Source organism: Achromobacter sp. (assembly GCF_049647645.1).
Classification (GTDB): domain Bacteria; phylum Pseudomonadota; class Gammaproteobacteria; order Burkholderiales; family Burkholderiaceae_B; genus Achromobacter.
In genome coordinates, this window is record NZ_JBARYB010000083.1 from 59135 (window position 1) to 78497 (window position 19363).

Sequence of the window (19363 nt, forward strand, 5' to 3'; positions counted from 1 at the left end):
TGTTTTTGGTGGACCTGATTTTGATCTCGGAATTTTCTATAGTGTTGACACTATTGTTTCGTAAGCCGTAAGATGGCCTCAGTTGAGATTCTCCCGATTACCGCTGCCATGATCCAGTCTTTCCCCTGTTGCGGCAGGACGCTGCGTTACGCGGATCTGTCCGCCGCCGCTCTTGCGGCGGGCCGCGACATTGCCGTGTATCCCTACGTCATCCGCGTGTTGCTGGAGAATCTGCTGCGCCACCGCGCCTGGGGCGCAGCCGTCTCCGAGGAAGAAATCGGCAGGCTCTGGGATTGGCGCGACCATCCCGGCGCCGACTTGCCGCTACATGTGGCGCGGGTGATCCTGCCCGATTCCAGCGGCCTGCCGGTGTTGCAGGACCTGGCGGCCCTGCGCGACGCGGTAGCCCAGGCGGGCGGGGACGCGGCGCGGGTGGACACCCGCATTCCCGTGGACCTGATCGTCGACCATTCCTTGCAGGTCGACCATTGGGGCGACGCGGGCGCGGTGCAGCGCAACCTGCGCCGCGAGTTCGAGCGCAACGACGAGCGCTACCGGTTCCTGAAATGGGCGCAGCAGGCCTACAAGGGCTTGCGGGTCATCACGCCGGGCATCGGCATCATCCATCAGGTCAACCTGGAATACCTGGCGTCGGTGATCGCGCGCCAATCGCGTCCGGATGGCGATTGGGCGTACCCCGATTTCGTCATCGGCGGCGACTCCCATACCCCCATGGTCAACGCCTTGGGCGTGCTGGGCTGGGGCGTCGGCGGCATCGATGCCGAGGCTGCCTTGCTGGGCCATGCCTACACCTTTCCGATTCCCGAGGTCGTGGGGGTGCGGCTGTGCGGCGCCATCGAGGCGCCCGCGCTCACCACCGACGCCGCCCTGTTGATCACGCAGCAACTGCGCGCGGCGGGCGTGGTGGGTTGCATGGTCGAATTTTTCGGCCCCGCGGCAGAGGCGTTAGGCGTGCCGGAACGCGCCACCATCGCCAACATGGCGCCCGAGTACGGCGCCACCTGCGGCTTTTTCCCCATCGACGCCCGCACGCTGGACTATGCGCGCATGACCGGGCGGGACGAGGAGCAGCTGGCGCTGATCGAAGCCTATGCACGCGCCAACAGCCTGTGGCGCGAAGCCGGCGAAGCAATGCCGGCCTACAGTCGGGTGATAGAGATCGATCTGTCGGCGGCGCGTCCCAGCGTGGCCGGTCCGCGCCGGCCGCAGGACCGCATGGACGTGGGCGACGTCGCGGCGGACTTTCGCCGCCGCCTGGGCATGTCCCTGGCTGAAGGCGGATTCGGCGTGGACGCGGCGGCCCTGGTCGCGCACCCGCCCAGCCGCGCAGCGCTGGGCCATGGCTCCGTGGCGCTGGCGGCCATCACTTCCTGCACCAATACCTCCAATCCCAGCGTGATGCTGGCAGCCGGCCTGGTCGCGCAAAAGGCGCTGGCGCTGGGCCTGACGCCGCCTGCCTGGGTCAAGCGTTCGCTGGCGCCGGGTTCGCGCGCCGTGACGCGCTATCTGGAATCGGCCGGCCTGCTGGCGCCTTTGCAGGCGCAAGGCTTCCACGTGATCGGCTATGGCTGCACGACCTGCGGCGGCAAGTCCGGCCCGCTGGATGCCTCGGCGGCCGATGCCATCACGGAAGGCGGCCTGGTGGCGGCAGCGGTGCTGTCCGGCAACCGCAATTTCGAAGGGCGCATCCACAAGCTGCTGCGCGCCAACTACATCGGTTCCCCCGCAATGGTGGTGCTGTACGCGCTGGCCGGCAGGATCGATATGGATTTCGAACACGAGCCGCTGGGGCCGGGCGCCGATGGCGCGCCCGTTTATCTGCGCGATGTCTGGCCCAGTCAGGATGAGATCGCGGCCTTGCTGCCGCTGGCGGCGGACCCCGCGTTGTTCGCTGAAGTCTATGACCCCGCCAGCCTGGACAGCGCGATCTGGCGCGACCTGCAGGCGCCCTCGGGCCTGCGCTTCCCCTGGGATCCGGAATCGCAATACCTGGTCGAGCCCCCCTTCTTCAAGACCGAGCCTGGCCGTGATGCGCTGGCCGACCTTGAAGCCAGCCTGGCGCGCGGCCGCGTGCTGGCCGCGTTCGGCGACTCGCTGACAACCGACCATATCTCGCCCAGCGGCGAGATCCCGGCGGACACCCCGGCCGGCGCGTACCTGATCGGCAAGGGCGTGACGCCGCGCGACTTCAATACCTATGTGGCGCGCCGCTGCAATCACCACGTGATGACTCGCGCCACCTTCGCCAACATCCGCATCAAGAACGCCTTGGTGCCCGGCGTGGAAGGCGGCGTGACCTGCCATTACCCCAGCGGCCGGCGCATGGCGGTGGTCGACGCGGCGCAAGCGTATCGCGCCGCGGGCGAGGCCAGCGTGATCCTGGGAGGCAGGGACTACGGCATGGGCAGCAGCCGCGACTGGGCCGCCAAGGGCTCGGCGCTGCTGGGCGTGCGCGCCGTGATCGCGGAATCCTTCGAGCGCATCCATCGCGCCAATCTGGTGGGCATGGGCGTGCTGCCGCTGGCATTCGCTCCCGGCGAGGGCTGGCGCCAGCTCGGCCTGACCGGCGCGGAAACCCTGCGCTTCGACAACGTGGCCAAGGGCGTGCTTCAGGGCGAGCCCATCACCGTCACCGCCGAGGACGGCGAGCGCCGCATCGTCTTCCAGGCCCACGCCCAGGTCCTCACGCACGCCGAACGCAAGCTCATGGCGGAAGGCGGTATCCCCGCCAGCGTCCTCAACGGCTTCTTGAACGACACGGAGGCCGCGAACGCGGCCCATTGCTGACAACGCGCATCACTCAGGAAACACGACATCATGCTGGATCTGCTACTCACCAATGCGAGACTGTTTTTGCCGCAGCAGGGCCTGACCGAAGGCGTGCTTGGCGTCATCGACGGCCGCATCGCCATCATCGCCGAGCCGGGCACACCGCTGGAAGCGCGCGAAACCATCGATTGCCAAGGGCTGTGGGTATTGCCGGGGCTGATCGATCCGCACGTGCATTTCGGCTTCGGTTCGCCCGAGACCGACTTCGAAACCGAATCGCGCTTCGCGGCGCTGGGCGGCACCACCACGGTGCTTTCGTTTCATCGTTCGGCGGATATCCGCGAATCCTTTGAAAAAGTGCGCGACCGCGCCTTGTCGCAAAGCTGCGTGGATTTCGGCTTCCACTTCGGCATCACCAGCAATCTGCACGTGGAGACGCTGGAGGAAATCTCGCGCCGCTTCAACGTCAATTCCTACAAGCTCTACATGATGTACAAGGGTGCAGCGGGCCTGTCCAAGGGCTTTACCGACATTGACGATGGCCTGCTGTATTCGGCGCTGCGCGCCACCGCGGCGATTCCCGGCGCGATCATGGGCGTGCACTGCGAGAACGTGGAAGTGATTCCGGTCCTGCGGGATCCGCTGCGCGCCGCCGGCCGCGACGATTTGAAGGCCTGGAACGAGCAGAGCCCGGACTTCCTGGAAGCGGAAAACGTGCACCGCGTCTGCTACTTCGCCGCCAAGACCGGCGCCGCGGTCAACATCGTGCACCTGAGCAGCCGCGAAGCGTTGGACGAGGCGCGGCGCCACCGTCGCACGCCGGACGCGCCGCCGATCTACGTCGAGACCTGCCCGCACTACCTGTTCCTGAACGACGCATCGCCTGCCGGCACTTATGCCAAGGTCAACCCGCCGGTGCGCGGGCAAGGCGATGTGGACGCGATGTGGGAGGGCGTGCTGGACGGCTCCATCACCACCATCGGCACCGATCACGTGCCGCGCAAGCGCGCCACCAAGGACACGGACATCTGGGCCGCCAGCAACGGCTTTCCCGGCACTGGCCTGATGCTGCCGATCCTGCTGCACGAAGGCTATCACCGCCGCGGCGTGCCGCTGGAAACCCTGATGAAGGTCTGCACGGAAAACTCCGCCCGCATCTATCGCATGCCGGGCAAGGGCAGCATCGAGATCGGCAAGGATGCCGACCTGGTGCTGGTGGATCCGGACCTGGAGCGCACCGTCGATCCCGCCACGCTCGAATCCAATTCCGATTATTCGCCCTACGAGGGCATGACCCTGAAGGGCTGGCCCGTGCGCACGCTGGTGCGCGGGCGCACCGTGGCGCAGGACGGCCGCATCACCGATGCCGCGCGCAGCAACCCGGGCGGCCGCTATCTCAAGCGTCTTTGAACTGAACCTACTCTCCATCTGGCAGGCATTACCATGAGCGAAACCAAGCGAATCTGGGACGATTTTCTGACCGAGCGCGACAAGCAGGTGCTGGCGCAAGCCGGCTACGGCAAGCGCGGCGGCTTCGGCAAGCGTCCGGCCCTGTTCATCATCGACGTGCAGTACAACTTCTGCGGCGACACGCCCCAGGACATCCTGGAAGGTTTGAAGCAGTACCGCACCCACTGCGGCCTCGAGGCCTGGGAGGCGGTTGCGCACATCGTGCCGCTGCTGGAGCTGGCGCGCGACAAGAACATTCCGGTCTTCTACACCGAAAGCGGCCGCCGCGCCGACTTGCTGGACAGCGGCGTGCAGGTGGGCAAGAACCATCGCGGCGGCGAAAAGACCGTGCTGGCCGATACCCACGCCACCCAGACCGTGGAGCCGCTGGCGCCGCGGCCGCAGGACATCCGCATCACCAAGCAGAAGCCGTCCTGCTTCTTCGGCACCATCTTCATGAGCCACCTGAATTTTCTGGACGTGGACACGCTGATCCTGGTGGGCTGCACCTCGTCGGGATGCCTGCGCGCCACGACGGTGGACGCCTATTCGTACAACTTCAAGGTCATCATTCCCGAAGAGGCGGCGTTCGACCGCTTCCAGGCCAGCCACGCCATGAGCCTGTTCGACCTGAACTGCAAGTATGCCGACGTGATTCCGTCGCGCGAGGTACAGGACTACCTGCGCAACCTGCCCGCGCCTGCCGGCGCGGACCAGGCCTGAACTGCTGCAGGGGGCGCGCGCCATGGCCGTGACTGCCGCTGGACCGCTGCCGGTCTACCTGCTGACGGGCTTCCTGGGCAGCGGCAAGACCACGCTGCTGTCGCGCCTGGTGCGCAGCCCGCGCTTTGCCGACACGGCGGTGATCATCAACGAGTTCGGCGAGATCGGCCTGGACCACATGCTGGTGGGCCGCGCCGACGATAGCGACGTGGTGTTGCTGGATTCAGGCTGCCTGTGTTGCGCGGCCACCAGTTCGCTGCAGGACACGCTGGAGTCGCTCTATTACCGGCGCCAGCGCGGAGAGATTCCTGCTTTCACGCGGGTGGTGGTGGAAACGTCCGGGCTGGCGGATCCCTGTCCGGTCATCAACACGCTGGCGGCGGATCCGCTGATCGCCCGCCATTACCGTTTCGGCGGCGTGGTGGCGACGGCCGACGCGCTGCACGGCATGGTGACGCTGGACGCCTATCGCGAAGCCAGTACCCAGATCGCCATCGCCGACCGAATCGCACTGACCAAGACCGATTTGGCCGATGAGACTGCCATTGAGGCGCTACGCTCGGCGTTGCGCGGCTATAACGCCAGCGCGCCCATCCGCGCGGTGTCGCCCGATACCGTGGACGAGGACGCGCCGGCGCTGTTTGATGGACTGCGCCCCGAGCATCTGGACGCCGCCGCGCTGACGGCCGCGGCGCCGCTCGCGGCAGGGCCGCTGGCGCATGTGCTGCGCTACGGCATCGTGTCCTACGCTTTCCCGCAGAGCCGGCCGGTGGGCTGGGAGGATTACGCGCGCTGGACTCGGTACATGCAACGCCAGATCGGCGACCGGCTGCTGCGCGCCAAGGGCCTGTTGCGCTGGACGGACGGCACCCTGCGTGCCGTGCATGGCGTGCGCCACGTCTTCGCCACGCCTGAGCCCGTCGCCTTGCCGGAAGGCACAGTGCAGACGGGCGCCATGGTCCTGATCGTGCAGGACCTGTCTGCCGACGAAGTGGACGAGGCGATGCGGCCGCTGGATTTGTGAGTTTGTCCGGCAGCCGCGCCTGGAGCGATCGCGCTCAGGGAGGGTTGCCGACGGCGCCCAGATGCAGCGCGACCACTTCCGTATCCATGCCGGCCAGGCCCGGATACCGCGTCCTGACCTGGGGGTCGTGTCCCGGCACGATATGGTCCGGAGATTCCGCGAACTTCAGCAGGATCTCGTAGCCCGCCAGCATGTCGGCAACGTTGTCGACGATGGGAAACGGCGCGTCCCGCCCCATGTTGTCGTAGTAGTGGCTGGCGTCGGAGGCCAGCACCATCCAGCCGCGCGCGGTGTGCACGCGCACGGCCTGCAGCCCGCGCGTATGGCCGCCGATGTGCAGCAGTTGGAGGCCGGGCGCGATCTCGTCGTGGCCGTGATAGAACGCCACGCGCTTGTCGTACACGCCCCGCACCACGTCGACTACGTCTTCCACCGCATAGGCGTGGCGCAGCATGTCGAAGCGCATGTTGCAGCCGCAGGCATAGTGCAGCTCGCTCTCCTGGAGGTGCAAACGGGCGTGCGGCAGCTTGCGGATGTTGCCCGCATGGTCGTAGTGCAGATGCGTGACGATGACGTCGCGGATGTCGGCGGGCGCGATGCCCAGCTTTTCCAGCGCCGCTATCGGGCAGCGCAGGAACTCGCGGCCGCGGGCCCGGGCGGCCTCTGCATTGAATCCCGTGTCGACGAGGTAGACGCGTGCGCCGTTGCGGATGACCCAGACGAAATAGTCCATCGGCATCGGGCCGTCGTGCGGGTCCGGCGGCGTGATGAAATTCTGGCTGCGCCGGCGCGCCACGGTGGCGTAGCGCAGGGCATAGACTTCGTGGTGGGGCAGCGTCATGCGATGGCCCCGGTTGCGCGCAGGACGTGCAGGATGAACGCGCTATCCTGCCTGGCCAGGGTTGCCTCGCGCTTTTCTTGCCGGGCGGTCGTCTTCATTGTCGGCAGTCTCCTGTTGCTGGCGCTTGAGCACTTCGAGCGCGGTGCGTTCCGCGTTCACGATGTGGCTCTGCGCGGCGCTTTGCGCGCCTTGCGGGTCCCGAGCCTGGATGCGCTCGTAGATCAGATCGATTTCGGCCATGCTTTCCGGCAGGCGGTCGGCGCGCGCGAACGACGTGGCGCGCAGCAGGTTGATGCGCGACAGCAGGCCGGGCAGCATGTCCTTGACCAGATCGTTGTCGCAACCGCTCAGCAGCACGTCGTAGAACTCGCGCTTGGCCGCCAGCAAGGCTGACTTGTTGCTGCCCTTGGCCTGTCGGTGCAAGGCTTCCACGGCTTTGCGCAGGCGTTCGATGTCGCCGTCGCCCGCCAGCCGCGCGAATTCGTGCGCGGCGTAGCCCTCCAGCAGGGCGCGCAGGGCATACAGGTCGCGGGCGGCTTTTTCGGTGATGCGCACCACGGTGGGACCGCGATGCGGTTCGATGGAAATCAGGCGCTCGGCTTCCAGGGTGCGCAGCGCCTCGCGCAGGGTGCTGCGGCTGATGCCGAGTTGATCGCACAATTCCTGTTCGCGCAGACGCTCCCCGCCCTTGATTCGGCCATCCATGATGGATGCGCGCAGGAATTCTTCCACGCGGATGCGCAGGGTGCTGGGTTTCTCGAATACCGCGCCTGTCTGGCTGGCCATGGTTGTTTCTCGCCTTAAAAGACGCAATATATCCCGCCGGCAGACCGTGCCGCCGGCCCGGCGCTTGCGGTGCATTATTAGGCCGATTTTTTTTGCAGTCAAGAATATTGTCTGACAATCAGACTATTGACGGTTCCGCCAAAATTGCCGGACAATCAGACAAAATAAGTAGGCGGACAGCAGACCTGCGGCCCGTCATCCCATCGCAAAGAGGAACTCATGGCAGACATCAAATCCGAGACCCAGGCCCTGTTCGACCAAGGCTTGAACCTGCGCCGCGAAGTGCTGGGCGCCGAGTACGTAGACGGCTCCCTGGCCCGCGCCAACGAATTCATGATGGCCTTCCAGCACATCACCACCGAATGGTGCTGGGGCTATACCTGGGGCCGCCCGGGATTGGAAAAGAAGACCCGCAGCATGCTCAACCTGGCCATGCTGACCGCGCTGAACCGTCCGGCCGAGATCAAGCTGCACGTCAAGGGTGCGCTGAACAACGGCGTGACGGTCGAGGAGATCAAGGAAATCCTGCTGCAGGCCACCGTTTATTGCGGCATCCCGGCAGGACTGGACGCGTTCAAGGTCGCCAACCAGGTGCTGGAAGAAGAGGGCGCCTTCAAGGAGTCCAAGGCATGAGCGCCCCGCAAGAGCGGGTGGGCCTGATCGGCATCGGCAGCATGGGCTGGCCCATGGCGGCCCGCCTGGTGCAGGCCGGCTTTGCCGTCACGGTGTTCGACGCCGTGCCTGGCCAGGCCACGAAATTCGCCCAGGAAGTGGGCGGCCAGGCCGCCGCCACCTGCGCCGAACTCGCGGCGCAGTCCGACATCATCTTCACCATGCTGCCCACCAGCGCAATCGTCGAGCAGGTGCTGAACGGCGAACAGGGCGTGCTGGCTGGTTTGCGCCCGGGCGCCGTGGTCGTGGACATGAGCTCCGGCGTGCCGGCGCAGACCCAGCGCCTGGCGCAGGCCGTGGCCGCGTCCGGCGGCGTCATGGTCGACGCGCCGGTTTCCGGGGGCGTGCCGCGCGCCCGCACCGGCGAGCTGGCCATCATGTACGGCGGACCCGCGGCAACGCTGGAGCGGGTGCGTCCGGCCCTGTCCAGCATGGGCACGACGATCACGCCCGTGGGCGAGGTGGGCAGCGCCCATGCCATGAAGGCCTTGAACAACCTGGTGTCGGCCGGCGGCTTCCTGATCGGGGTCGAGGCCATGCTCATCGGACAGCAGTTCGGCCTGGATCCGAACGTAATCGTCGACGTGCTCAACGCCTCGACCGGCATGAACAATTCGACCCAGAAGAAGTTCAAGCAGTTCGTGCTGTCGCGCCAGTTCAATTCGGGTTTCGGCCTGGACTTGATGGTCAAGGACCTGGGCATCGCGCTGGGCATCGCGACCGATACCGGCACGCCGACGCCGTTCGCATCGCTCTGCCGCGAACTATGGGCCTCGGCCGGCAAGACGCTGGGCAAGGGCCAGGATCACACGGCCGTCGCGCGCCTGTCCGAGCAGTTGGCGGGCGTGGAGCTGGGCGCCAGGCAGAAAGACTGAAGAGGCTGCGGCCGGATTGGCGTCTGGCCGCGTCGTCCTTCTCAGTGTTTACCCTGGCACTGTGCTGGCGAGTAAATTTGTATGATGACATTACGACTTCAATCCCCAGAAGGCCAAGTCATCATGCCCGCGGCATCCCCACTGTGCAGGCCCGCCCGTTGCTCGAGCGGCGGGCGTCCATGACCGAAGAATCCCGCATCCGCGAAGAGATCTGCAGCGCCGGCGCCAGCCTTTATCAACGCGGCTACACCGTGGGCGCCGCCGGCAATATCAGCGCCCGCCTGGATGACGGCTGGCTCATCACGCCGACCGACGCCTGCCTGGGGCGGCTGGATCCCGCCGAGCTGTCCAGGGTGGATGCGGGCGGCAGGCATGTCGCGGGCGGCAAACCGTCCAAGACGCTGGCACTGCATCGCGCCATCTATCAGGCCAGCCCGGGCGCGCGGGGCATCGTGCACACGCATTCCACCCATCTGGTGGCGTTGACGCTGGCGGGCGTGTGGCGGCCCGATGAAGTGCTGCCCCCCATCACGCCTTATCAGGTCATGAAGGTCGGCAGGATTCCGCTGATCCCATATCGCCGCCCGGGCGATCCGCAAGCTGCCGCCGAGGTCGCCGCCGTTGCGGGCGAGGTGCGCGGGGCATTGTTCGAGCGCCTGGGGCCAGTGGTGTGGGAGCGCTCCGTGGCGCATGCCTCCTACGCGCTGGAAGAACTGGAAGAAACCGCCCGCCTGTGGCTGATGAGCGAGCCCCGGCCCGCGCCGATGAGCGCAGCGGCGATCGACGAACTGCGGGCCGTGTTCGGCGCGCGCTACTGAACCTAGGAATCGCAATGCCGCGCCTTGCCGCCAATCTCAGCATGATGTACGCCGAGCATCCCTTTCTGGACCGTTTCGAGGCGGCCGCGCGGGATGGGTTCGCGGGAGTGGAGTTCCTGTTTCCCTACGAGTATCCGGCCACCGAACTCAAAGCGCGGCTGGAGGCGCAGGGGCAGACCCAGGCGCTGTTCAATTCGCCGCCGGGGGATTGGGCCGCAGGCGAGCGCGGCACGGCCTCGCTGCCCGGCCGTGACAGCGAGTTCCGGCGTGGCGTCGAGCTGGCGTTGGAGTATGCCGCCGCGCTCGGCAACCGCAGGCTGCATCTGATGGCCGGACTGATAAAGCCTGGGCAGGACCGCGCGGCACATCGCGCGGTCTATCTGGAAAACCTGGCGTGGGCCGCGCGCGCCGCCGCCTCGGCCGGCGTGACAGTGGTGATTGAACCGATCAACACGCGCGATATCCCGGGCTTCTTCCTCAATCGCCAGGACGAGGCGCAAGCCATCTGCGCCGAGGTTGGCGCGGACAACCTGAAGGTGCAGTTCGACATCTACCATTGCCAGATCGTGGAAGGCGATATCGCGGTCAAGCTCAAGCGCGACATGGCGGGCATCGGCCACATCCAGATCGCGGGCGTGCCGGACCGCCACGAGCCCGACCTCGGCGAACTGAACTATCCGTATCTGTTCGAGCAGATCGATGCGCTGGGCTACGCGGGCTGGATAGGCTGCGAGTACCGGCCACGGGCCGGCACCTCCGCCGGGCTGGGATGGGCTCGGCCCTACCTGACACACACGGGACATACCGCGACATGAAGATACTCATCACCGGCGGCGCCGGCTTCCTGGGGCAGCGCCTGGCCCGCAAGCTGTTGGAGCGCGGCACGCTGACCCTGGATGGGGGCAAGCCCGAAGCCATCACTCAGATCGGTCTGCTGGACGTGGTGCAGGCTTCAGGGCCGGACGATCCGCGCATCCATGCGCAGGTCGGCGACATCGCCGATCCCGCGGTGCTGCGGCAAGCGATCGGCACGGACACGCGTGTGATCTTCCACCTGGCCGCCATCGTCAGCGGCCAGGCCGAGGCGGATTTCGACCTGGGCATGCGCATCAACCTGGACGCGTCGCGCGCGCTGCTGGATACCTGCCGCGCCCTCGGCCACCAGCCGCGAGTGATCTTCACCAGTTCGGTCGCGGTGTATGGCGGCACGCTGCCCGACATCGTGCGCGACGACACCGCGCTCAATCCCCAATCGTCCTACGGCACGCAGAAAGCCATCGCCGAACTGCTGCTGGCGGACTACACGCGGCGCGGCTACGTGGACGGCCGCGTGCTGCGCCTGCCCACCATCAGCGTGCGCCCGGGGCGGCCCAACGCGGCGGCCTCGTCGTTCGCCAGCGGCATCATCCGCGAACCGTTGAATGGCGTGGATGCGGACTGCCCGGTGCGTGCCGAAACGCGTCTGTGGCTGTTGTCGCCGCGCGGCGCGATCCAGGCGTTGATCGCCGGCTGCGAACTGGACGCGGCCGCCGTCGCCGATCGCGCGCCCATTAACCTGCCGGGCGTGTCGGTCACGGCAGCCGGGATGGTGCAGGCGCTGCGCGATGTTGCCGGCGACGAGGTGGCCGATCGCGTCAGCTGGCAGCCTGACGACCGCGTCGAGCGTATCGTGGGCAGTTGGCCAGGCCGATGGGACACGGCCCGGGCCGAAAAGCTGGGCCTGCGCGGCGATGCCGATTTTGCCGCCATCATCCGCGCCTACCTGGCCGACGACCTGCCGCATTGAGCGCGGGTCGCATTCCATTCATCCGCTGCCGGACCGTCAACGATATGAGCAATCCTCAAGCAACATCCCGCCGCGTCGGCGTCATCGGCCTGGGCGCCATGGGCGCGGGCATCGCGCAAACCCTGCGCCGGGCCGGCCACGACGTGCATGTGTACGACATCCGTCAGCAGGCCAGCGCGGCATTCGCGGCGCAAGGCGGCGTGGCCTGCGCCACCCTGGCCGACATGGCGGCCGCCTGCGACGTCGTCATCAGCGTGGTCGTCAATGCCCAGCAAACCGAGGACGTGCTGTACGGCGCAGGCGGCCTCGCCGCCGCGTTGCGGCCGGGGGCGGTGTTCGTGATGTGTTCCACCGTGGATCCCAACTGGTCCATCGCGCTGGAGGCGCGGCTCGAAGCGCAGGGCGTCCTGTACCTGGATGCGCCCATCTCCGGCGGCGCCGCGCGCGCGGCCTCGGGCGAGATGACCATGATGACCGCGGGCAGCGCGGCGGCCTATGAGGCCTGCGGCGCGGTGCTGGAATCCATGGCGGGCAAGGTCTACCGCTTGGGCGACCGCGCCGGCGCGGGCAGCAAGGTCAAGATCATCAACCAACTGCTGGCGGGCGTGCACATCGCCGCAGCCGCGGAAGCGATGGCGCTGGGCCTGCGCGCAGGCGTGGACGCGGATGCCTTGTATGAAGTGATCACGCACAGCGCGGGCAATAGCTGGATGTTCGAAAACCGCATGGCCCATGTCCTGGCGGGCGACTACACGCCGCTGTCCGCGGTCGATATCTTCGTCAAGGACCTGGGGCTGGTCTTGGATACCGCCAGGCATACCCGCTTTCCATTGCCGCTGGCATCTACCGCGCATCAGATGTTCATGCAGGCGTCCAGCGCCGGCCATGGCCGCGAGGACGACAGCGCGGTGATCAAGATATTCCCGGGGATTTCGCTGCCGGAGGCCAGATGAGCATCAAATTGGGCTGCATCGCCGATGACTTCACCGGCGCCACCGACCTGGCCAACAATCTCGTGCGCGCCGGCATGCGCACGGTGCAGACCATAGGGATACCCGGCGAACCCCTGCGCGGCGCGGCGGATGCCGCGGTGGTGGCGCTCAAGACCCGCACGCTGCCTGCCGCCGAGGCCGTGGCGCAGTCGCTGGCGGCGCTGGAGTGGCTGCGGGCGCAGGGCGCGGAACAGATCTACTTCAAATACTGCTCCACCTTCGACAGCACGCCCGCGGGCAATATCGGGCCGGTCGCCGATGCGTTGATGACGCGATTGGGCACGGACTTCACCATTGCCACGCCGGCCTTTCCGGACAACAAGCGTACGGTGTTCAAGGGCTACTTGTTTGCGGGTGACGTGCTGCTGAATGAATCGGGCATGCAGCACCATCCGCTGACGCCCATGACCGATCCCAATCTGGTGCGGGTGCTGTCCGCGCAGACCACGCGCCGCGTCGGGCTGATCGACTACAGCGTCGTGGCGCGCGGCAGCGAAAGCATCCGCGCCCGCATTCAGGCGCTGAAGGAGCAGGGCATAGAGATCGCCATCGTGGACGCCGTGTCCAACGAGGATCTGCTGGCCCTGGGGCCCGCGCTTGCCGGCATGGCGCTGGTGACGGCGGGTTCGGGAGTGGCTATCGGCCTGCCGCGAAATTGGGGCTTGACGCCCGCCTCCGCGCAGGCCGGACAGCCGCGCGCGGCGGGCATGCAGGCGGTAGTGGCAGGCAGTTGCTCGGCGGCTACCAATGGCCAGGTGGCAGCCTTCATCGAAAGCGGCCGGCCCGCGCTGGCGTTGGATCCGCTGCGGCTGGCGGCGGGCGGGGACGTCGTGGCGCAGGCGCTAGCCTGGGCCGATGCGCACCTGCGCGACGGCCCCGTGCTGATCTACTCCACCGCGCAGCCCGAGCAGGTGCGGCAGGCGCAGGGCGAACTGGGCGCCGCACGCGCGGGCGCCATGATCGAGGATGCGATTGCGCGCATCGCGACCGGGCTGGTTGAACGCGGCGTGCGCCAGTTGATCGTGGCGGGCGGAGAAACCTCGGGGGCGGTGGTACAGGCGCTGGGGCTGGAACAGATTGCCATCGGCGAGCAGATCGATCCCGGCGTGCCTTGGTGTCACGGCCATGCGCCGGCGGTGCAAGATGACATCAGCATCGCGCTGAAGTCAGGCAACTTCGGCGCGCGCGACTTCTTCCTCAAGGCGTTCGGGTAGGCGTCTTCCGGCGCCAAACCGCTCGGGCCGGCGTTGCGGCCGCTTCAAGGTCAGCGGTGCGCCTGACTCAGTCGTTTGGCTGCGTTCACCATGTGGATGCGCGCGGCCTCGCGGGCGCCGTCCACGTCTTTGTTGCGTATCGCCTCGACGATAGCAATGTGTTCCTGCAGCACGGCGCGCATCAAGGTGGCGTGGCGGGCCTCATTGGCGCGCGTGACGCGCGTGGCCGCTTCCAGGAACTGGCTGACGAAAGCCAGGGTCGCCTGGAAATAGGGATTGCCGGTGGCGCGTGCGATGCTGCGATGGAAGGCCACGTCTTCCTGCACGCCGTCGCCGCCGTTTTCAACTGCCCGCGCAATGGCAGCCAGCGCGGCATCGATTTCGGCCATGTCCTGCTTTTTGCGCACGGCCGCGGCCTGCGCGGCGATCTCGGTTTCCAGCGCGCGGCGCAGGTCCACGATATGCAGCACCGCGTCCAGCGAGGACAGGTCGGCGGCGTCGATGCGCAGGGCGCGGTTGCCGGCGTGGCCGGTGACGTACACGCCGCTGCCCTGCCGCGCTTCCACGATGCCGTCCTGCCGCAGCCGTGAAACCGCTTCGCGGATGACCGTGCGGCTGACGCCGAACTGTTCCGCCAGCGCGCTTTCGGTGGGCAATTTTTCTCCGGGCGGCACGTGGCCCGCGTCGATCTCGGCGAGCAGGCGCTTGGCGACCGTGTCGGTCAGCGTGGGAGGAGTCGGGAGTCGAGGGAACGCCATCGCCGTATGATACGCGCGCCCAAGCAGGGCCGGCACCAGAGCCGGGTGGGACTTCGATCGCCCATGCCATCTTGCTTCATTTTCGAAATGTTATATCATTCGCCAATTATTTGGTACGTTATAACATTTGAAAGAGGGCGATGATGAATGGCAAGAAACTGGGGTGGCAAAGGGAGCGCGGAGGCACGATTGCCCGGCGAGCGGGCCGCAGGGGCGCGCTGAAACCTCTGGTCTGCGCGCTGATGCTGGCCGCGCCCGCGGTCCAGGCCGAAGACGCTGCGGCGGAACGCGCAGCCGCGAGGACGCTGGCGCCGATCACCGTATCCGCCAATCCGCTGGGCCTGGACCTGAACAGCACCACGCTGCCGGCCTCGGTGTTGGAAGGCGACGAACTGATCGAGCAGCGCAACGGCACCCTGGGCGACACGCTGAAGAATCTGCCGGGGGTCAATAGCGACACCTTCGGCGGCGGCGCCAGCCGTCCGGTGATCCGCGGACAGACCGCGCCGCGGGTGAAGGTGCTGTCGGATGGTTCCGAAGTGATGGACGCGTCCAGCATTTCTCCCGACCATGCGGTGACGGTGGAGCCGCTGCTGGCCGAGCGCATCGAGGTGCTGCGCGGCCCGGCCACGTTGCTGTACGGCGGCGGCGCGATCGGCGGCGTGGTCAATGTGGTGGACAAGAAGATTCCCACGGCCGTGCCGGAAAAAGGCATCGAGGCCGAAGCCGAACTGCGCGGCGCCACCGGCACCAAGGAGCGGGCGGGGGCGGTGGGCATCACCGTGGGCGAAGGGCAATTCGCCGTGCGCGTGGAAGGCCTGAAGCGTCGCACCAGCGACTACGACGTGCCCGACTGGCCAGGCGGCAAGCTGGAAGGCTCATACAGCGAGTCGACGCAGGGCACGGTGGGCATGTCCTGGATCACGCCGCGCGGCTATGTCGGCCTGGCGTTCACCCATCTGGAAAGCAAGTACGGCCTGCCTGGGCACAACCACGAATACGAAGGTTGCCACCCGCACGGCACCCATCTGCATTGCGGCGGCCATGACCACGGCCACGGCGAAGAGGGCCACGATCACGACCATGAGCACGAGCATGGCGGTGTGCCCTACGTGAAGCTGCGCAGCAACCGCCTCGACTTGCGCGCCGAATACCAGGATCCGTTCGCAGGCTTCGAGAAGATCCGCGTGCGGGGCGGCCTGACCGACTACCAGCACGACGAGATCGAAGGAGGCGAAGTCGGCACGCGCTTCAAGAACAAGGGCTACGACCTGCGTGTGGAAATGCAGCACAAGCCCATCGCCGGCTGGCGCGGCGTGGTCGGCGTGCAGAACGCCTACAGCGATTTCCGCGCCGACGGCGAAGAGGCTTTCCTGCCGCGCAGCAAGACGCGTTCCTACGGCCTGTTCGTGCTGGAGGAATACCAGCTGAACGACTGGCGCTTCGAGTTGGGCGCGCGGCAGGACTGGCAGCGCATCTCGCCGACGGGCGGAGCTGCGCGCAGCAGCCTGTCTGGAACGTCCTTGTCGGCCGCGGCCATCTGGGACTTCGCGCCGCAGTATTCCGTGGCCCTGTCCCTGTCGCGTTCGCAGCGCCTGCCTACCGCGCAGGAACTGTATGCCGATGGCGTGCACTTGGCCACCAACACCTATGAACTGGGCAATGCGAACCTGGGCCGCGAGACCTCGCACAACATCGACCTGACCTTGCGCAAGCACGCCGGCGACACGACGTTCTCGGCGAGCGTGTTCCACAACCGCGTGAAGAACTACATCTACGCCAACACGCTGGACCGCTACGAGGACTTCCGCTTGATCGAGTACACCCAGCGCGACGCGGAGTTCACGGGTGTGGAAGGCGAACTGCGCCACCAGTTCACCCCGGTGTTCTCGGCCGCCGTGTTTGGCGACTACGTGCGCGGCAAACTGACGGGCGGCGAGGGCAACCTGCCGCGCATCCCGGCCGCGCGTGCCGGCGTGCGCGCCAACATGAAGTGGCAGCAGTGGTCGGGTGGCGTGGAGTATGCACGCGTGTTCGCGCAGAAGGACATCGCCGCCTACGAGGAGAGCACGCCCGGCTACAACATGGTCAATGCGGTAGTGGCCTATCGCGGCCAGTACGGCGCTACGGGCTATGAGGTTTACCTGCGCGGCACCAACCTGCTGAACAAGCTGGCCTACAACCACGCGTCCTTCATCTCGACCGTGGCGCCGCTACCGGGACGCAGCGTGCTGCTCGGCGTGCGCATGACGTACTGACGCAGGAAGACACGCAGCCAGCAGCGGAGACGGCCATTCCGTCTCCGCTTTTTTGCGCCTGGGCATCGAGGCCCTGAGCGGCTCCCACGCCAATTCAGGGTCGGCGCTTGCTCAGGTGGTTGACGAAGAGTTTGGCAGCCGTGGGCAGGGCGTCGAAGGAGCGCACGCAGATCTGTATCTGGCGCCGCGCCCAGGGTTCGGTCAGCGGAATGATGCGGATGTCGAACATGACCGAGTAGCGGCGCGCGATGTCCAACGGCAGCACGCCTATGCCCAGCCCCGAGTTGACCATGAAGCACAGCGCGTCAAAGCCGGTGACCTGCACCTTGAGCTGGATATTGCGCTTTTCGTCGTTGGCCGCGTTGGACAGGATTCGATTGATGGCGCTGCCGCGGTGCAGTCCGACGAAGTCGTATTCCAGTGCTTCGGCGAAACGGAATCCCGGCTTGTCCTGCAGGGGATGATCGGCGGGAACCACCAACGCCAGCGTGTCTTCGCGGTAGGGGTGGATTTCCACGCCGTGGTCCGACGCCGTGCCCGAGAAGATGCCAATGTCGGCGGCGTTTTCGGCGACCGATTTGATGATGGTCGAGGTGATTCTCTCTTCCAGGTCGACCTGAACGTTGGGATAGTCGCTCAGGAAAAGCTTGATGTCCTGGGGCAGGAACTGGGTGATCGCCGAAATGTTGGCATGCACCCGGATAAAGCCGCGCAGGCCGCGCGAGTAGTCCCGCATTTGCACGGATATTTCGTCGAGTTCATGCAGGGCGCGTCGCGCCATGGTCGACAGCGCGATGCCGGCCGGCGTGGGGCGGATACCCTTGTTGGTGCGGATGAGCAGCCGGATCTTGAGGTTCTCTTCCAGCTCGCTGATCCGCTTGCTGATGGCGGCCGCGGCGATGTGCTCGTGTTCGGCCGCCGCAGCGATGGTGCCTTGCTCGACCACGCTGATGAAGAGCTTGAGGGAGGTGGGATCGAGGCGCATGGGGGAGCGGGCGGAAAAGCGGACGAGACGGCCCCATTGTAGCCATGCGAGGCTTTGTCATCGCGGATGGCGATGGCGGCATCGTTAATGACTGCTGTTGCCCGGATCGCCGCCGAGGCTATCCTCGCCACAAACCTCGCCCGGTCTCGGCGCGGGCCTATCTGGGCAAACACAAGAGCTGACGAGGCAATCATGTCATCCAAACCATTGAGCGGGATCCGAGTGCTGGAGTTGGGCCAGCTGATCGCGGGACCGTTCGCCGCCAAGATGCTGGGCGAATTCGGCGCCGAGGTCATCAAGATCGAACCGCCCGGCAAGGGCGATCCGCTGCGCAACTGGCGCCTGATCCATGACGGCACCTCCGTCTGGTGGCAAGTCCAGTCGCGCAACAAGAAATCTGTCAGCCTGGACCTGCGCAAGCCCGAGGCGCAAGACTTGATACGGATGCTGGCCAAGGACATCGACGTGGTGGTCGAGAACTTCAAGCCCGGCACCATGGAAGGTTGGGGCCTGGGTTGGGAAGAACTGCGCGCCATCAACCCGCGGTTGGTGATGCTGCGGGTGTCCGGCTATGGCCAGACCGGACCGTACCGCGACCTGCCCGGCTTCGGCGCCATCGGCGAAGCCATGGGCGGCCTGCGCCACCTGAGCGGCGAAGCGGACCGCACCCCGGTGCGCGTGGGCGTGTCCATCGGCGATTCGCTGTCGGCGCTGCACGGCGTCATCGGCATCCTGCTGGCGCTGCGTGCGCGCGACCAGAACGGCAGCGGCCAGATGATCGACGTCGCGTTGTACGAATCCGTCTTCAACATGATGGAAAGCCTGCTGCCCGAGTATTCGGTGTTCGGCGAGATTCGCCAGCCGGCCGGCAGCAGCCTGCCAGGCATCGCGCCCAGCAATGCCTATCGCTGCCAGGACAACAAGTATGTGCTGATCGCCGGCAATGGCGACAGCATCTTCAAGCGCCTGATGGGCGTGATCGGCCGGCCCGACCTGGCCGAAGCGCCGGAACTGGCGAACAACGCCGGGCGCGTGCGGCACGTGGTCATGCTGGACGACGCGATTTCGCAATGGACCGGCCGGCATCCGCTGGACGAAGTGCTGGCGCGCCTGAACGACGGACAGATTCCCGCTGGCAAGATCTATGACGTGGCCGACATCGCGGCTGACCCGCACTACCGGGCGCGCGGCATGATCCTGGAGGGCGCGCTGCCAGACGGGACGCCGGTGCAGGTGCCGGGCATCGTGCCCAAGCTGTCGGAAACCCCGGGTGAAGTGCGCAGCCCGGCGCCCGCCCTGGGCCAGGACACCGACGAAGTGTTGGCCGGCTTGGGCGTCGGCGAGGCGCAGCGCCAGGACTGGCGCGAGCGCGGCATCATCTGAGGAGCGCAG

Annotated in this window: 17 protein-coding genes; 13 read left to right on the plus strand and 4 right to left on the minus strand. The window is 66.7% G+C overall.

Annotated elements, in window-relative coordinates; genetic code table 11:
• The first annotated feature begins 108 nt into the window (after positions 1–108).
• Genes acnA through WBB14_RS09805 form a run of 4 tightly spaced genes read left to right on the plus strand, consistent with a single transcriptional unit; the run spans position 109 to position 5986 of the window.
• Positions 109–2808 carry an aconitate hydratase AcnA gene (gene acnA / locus WBB14_RS09790; RefSeq protein ID WP_424239651.1) on the plus strand — a complete coding sequence of 900 codons (2700 nt, stop codon included), beginning with the start codon at positions 109–111 and terminating at the stop codon, positions 2806–2808.
• A 30-nt stretch (positions 2809–2838) separates the two neighbouring features.
• A complete protein-coding gene (locus WBB14_RS09795; RefSeq protein WP_424239652.1) occupies positions 2839–4200 on the plus strand; it encodes a dihydroorotase in 1362 nt (453 codons plus the stop codon).
• Positions 4201–4233: 33 nt separating this feature from the next.
• Complete coding sequence (locus WBB14_RS09800; RefSeq protein WP_424239653.1) at positions 4234–4962, plus strand: isochorismatase family protein; 729 nt, start codon at positions 4234–4236, stop codon at positions 4960–4962.
• 22 nt (positions 4963–4984) lie between these two features.
• On the plus strand, positions 4985–5986 hold the full coding sequence (locus WBB14_RS09805) for a CobW family GTP-binding protein (RefSeq protein WP_424239654.1): 1002 nt from the start codon (positions 4985–4987) through the stop codon (positions 5984–5986).
• A gap of 34 nt (positions 5987–6020) precedes the next feature.
• On the opposite strand, the gene WBB14_RS09810 is transcribed toward WBB14_RS09805, so the two are convergent.
• Both WBB14_RS09810 and WBB14_RS09815 read right to left on the minus strand, forming a co-directional pair.
• Entirely contained in the window at positions 6021–6827 is an 807-nt protein-coding gene (locus WBB14_RS09810) for an N-acyl homoserine lactonase family protein (RefSeq protein WP_424239655.1), read from the minus strand.
• Between the two features lie 42 nt (positions 6828–6869).
• Entirely contained in the window at positions 6870–7613 is a 744-nt protein-coding gene (locus WBB14_RS09815) for a GntR family transcriptional regulator (protein WP_424239656.1), read from the minus strand.
• Positions 7614–7832: 219 nt separating this feature from the next.
• On the opposite strand from WBB14_RS09815, the gene WBB14_RS09820 reads away from it, so the two are divergent.
• From WBB14_RS09820 to otnK, 7 genes are all read left to right on the plus strand, one after another.
• Positions 7833–8246 (plus strand): carboxymuconolactone decarboxylase family protein, encoded by a 414-nt coding sequence (locus WBB14_RS09820; RefSeq protein WP_424239657.1) that lies wholly within the window; start codon positions 7833–7835, stop codon positions 8244–8246.
• On the plus strand, positions 8243–9160 hold the full coding sequence (locus tag WBB14_RS09825) for an NAD(P)-dependent oxidoreductase (protein ID WP_424239658.1): 918 nt from the start codon (positions 8243–8245) through the stop codon (positions 9158–9160). Before WBB14_RS09820 ends, WBB14_RS09825 begins: the two co-directional genes overlap by 4 nt.
• Positions 9161–9339: 179 nt before the next feature.
• Positions 9340–9978, plus strand: a complete 639-nt coding sequence (locus WBB14_RS09830; protein ID WP_424239659.1) for an aldolase — start codon at positions 9340–9342, stop codon at positions 9976–9978.
• A gap of 14 nt (positions 9979–9992) precedes the next feature.
• Positions 9993–10793, plus strand: coding sequence for a 2-oxo-tetronate isomerase (gene otnI / locus WBB14_RS09835; protein ID WP_424239660.1), 801 nt, complete (start codon positions 9993–9995; stop codon positions 10791–10793).
• Positions 10790–11764, plus strand: a complete 975-nt coding sequence (denD, locus tag WBB14_RS09840) for a D-erythronate dehydrogenase (RefSeq protein WP_424239661.1) — start codon at positions 10790–10792, stop codon at positions 11762–11764. Before otnI ends, denD begins: the two co-directional genes overlap by 4 nt.
• A gap of 44 nt (positions 11765–11808) precedes the next feature.
• On the plus strand, positions 11809–12717 hold the full coding sequence (gene ltnD, locus WBB14_RS09845; protein WP_424239662.1) for an L-threonate dehydrogenase: 909 nt from the start codon (positions 11809–11811) through the stop codon (positions 12715–12717).
• A complete protein-coding gene (gene otnK / locus WBB14_RS09850) occupies positions 12714–13970 on the plus strand; it encodes a 3-oxo-tetronate kinase (RefSeq protein ID WP_424239663.1) in 1257 nt (418 codons plus the stop codon). Before ltnD ends, otnK begins: the two co-directional genes overlap by 4 nt.
• Before the next feature lie 50 nt (positions 13971–14020).
• Here otnK and WBB14_RS09855 read toward each other — a convergent pair whose 3' ends face one another.
• A complete protein-coding gene (locus tag WBB14_RS09855) occupies positions 14021–14728 on the minus strand; it encodes a FadR/GntR family transcriptional regulator (protein ID WP_332014739.1) in 708 nt (235 codons plus the stop codon).
• 242 nt (positions 14729–14970) lie between these two features.
• Here WBB14_RS09855 and WBB14_RS09860 point away from each other — a divergent pair, with 242 nt between their 5' ends.
• Complete coding sequence (locus WBB14_RS09860) at positions 14971–16986, plus strand: TonB-dependent receptor domain-containing protein (protein ID WP_424239686.1); 2016 nt, start codon at positions 14971–14973, stop codon at positions 16984–16986.
• Positions 16987–17080: 94 nt separating this feature from the next.
• On the opposite strand, the gene WBB14_RS09865 is transcribed toward WBB14_RS09860, so the two are convergent.
• A complete protein-coding gene (locus WBB14_RS09865) occupies positions 17081–17971 on the minus strand; it encodes a LysR substrate-binding domain-containing protein (RefSeq protein WP_424239664.1) in 891 nt (296 codons plus the stop codon).
• Between the two features lie 192 nt (positions 17972–18163).
• Here WBB14_RS09865 and WBB14_RS09870 point away from each other — a divergent pair, with 192 nt between their 5' ends.
• Positions 18164–19354: a CaiB/BaiF CoA transferase family protein gene (locus WBB14_RS09870; protein ID WP_424239665.1), complete on the plus strand. Its 1191-nt coding sequence runs from the start codon at positions 18164–18166 to the stop codon at positions 19352–19354.
• Positions 19355–19363 lie beyond the last annotated feature (9 nt).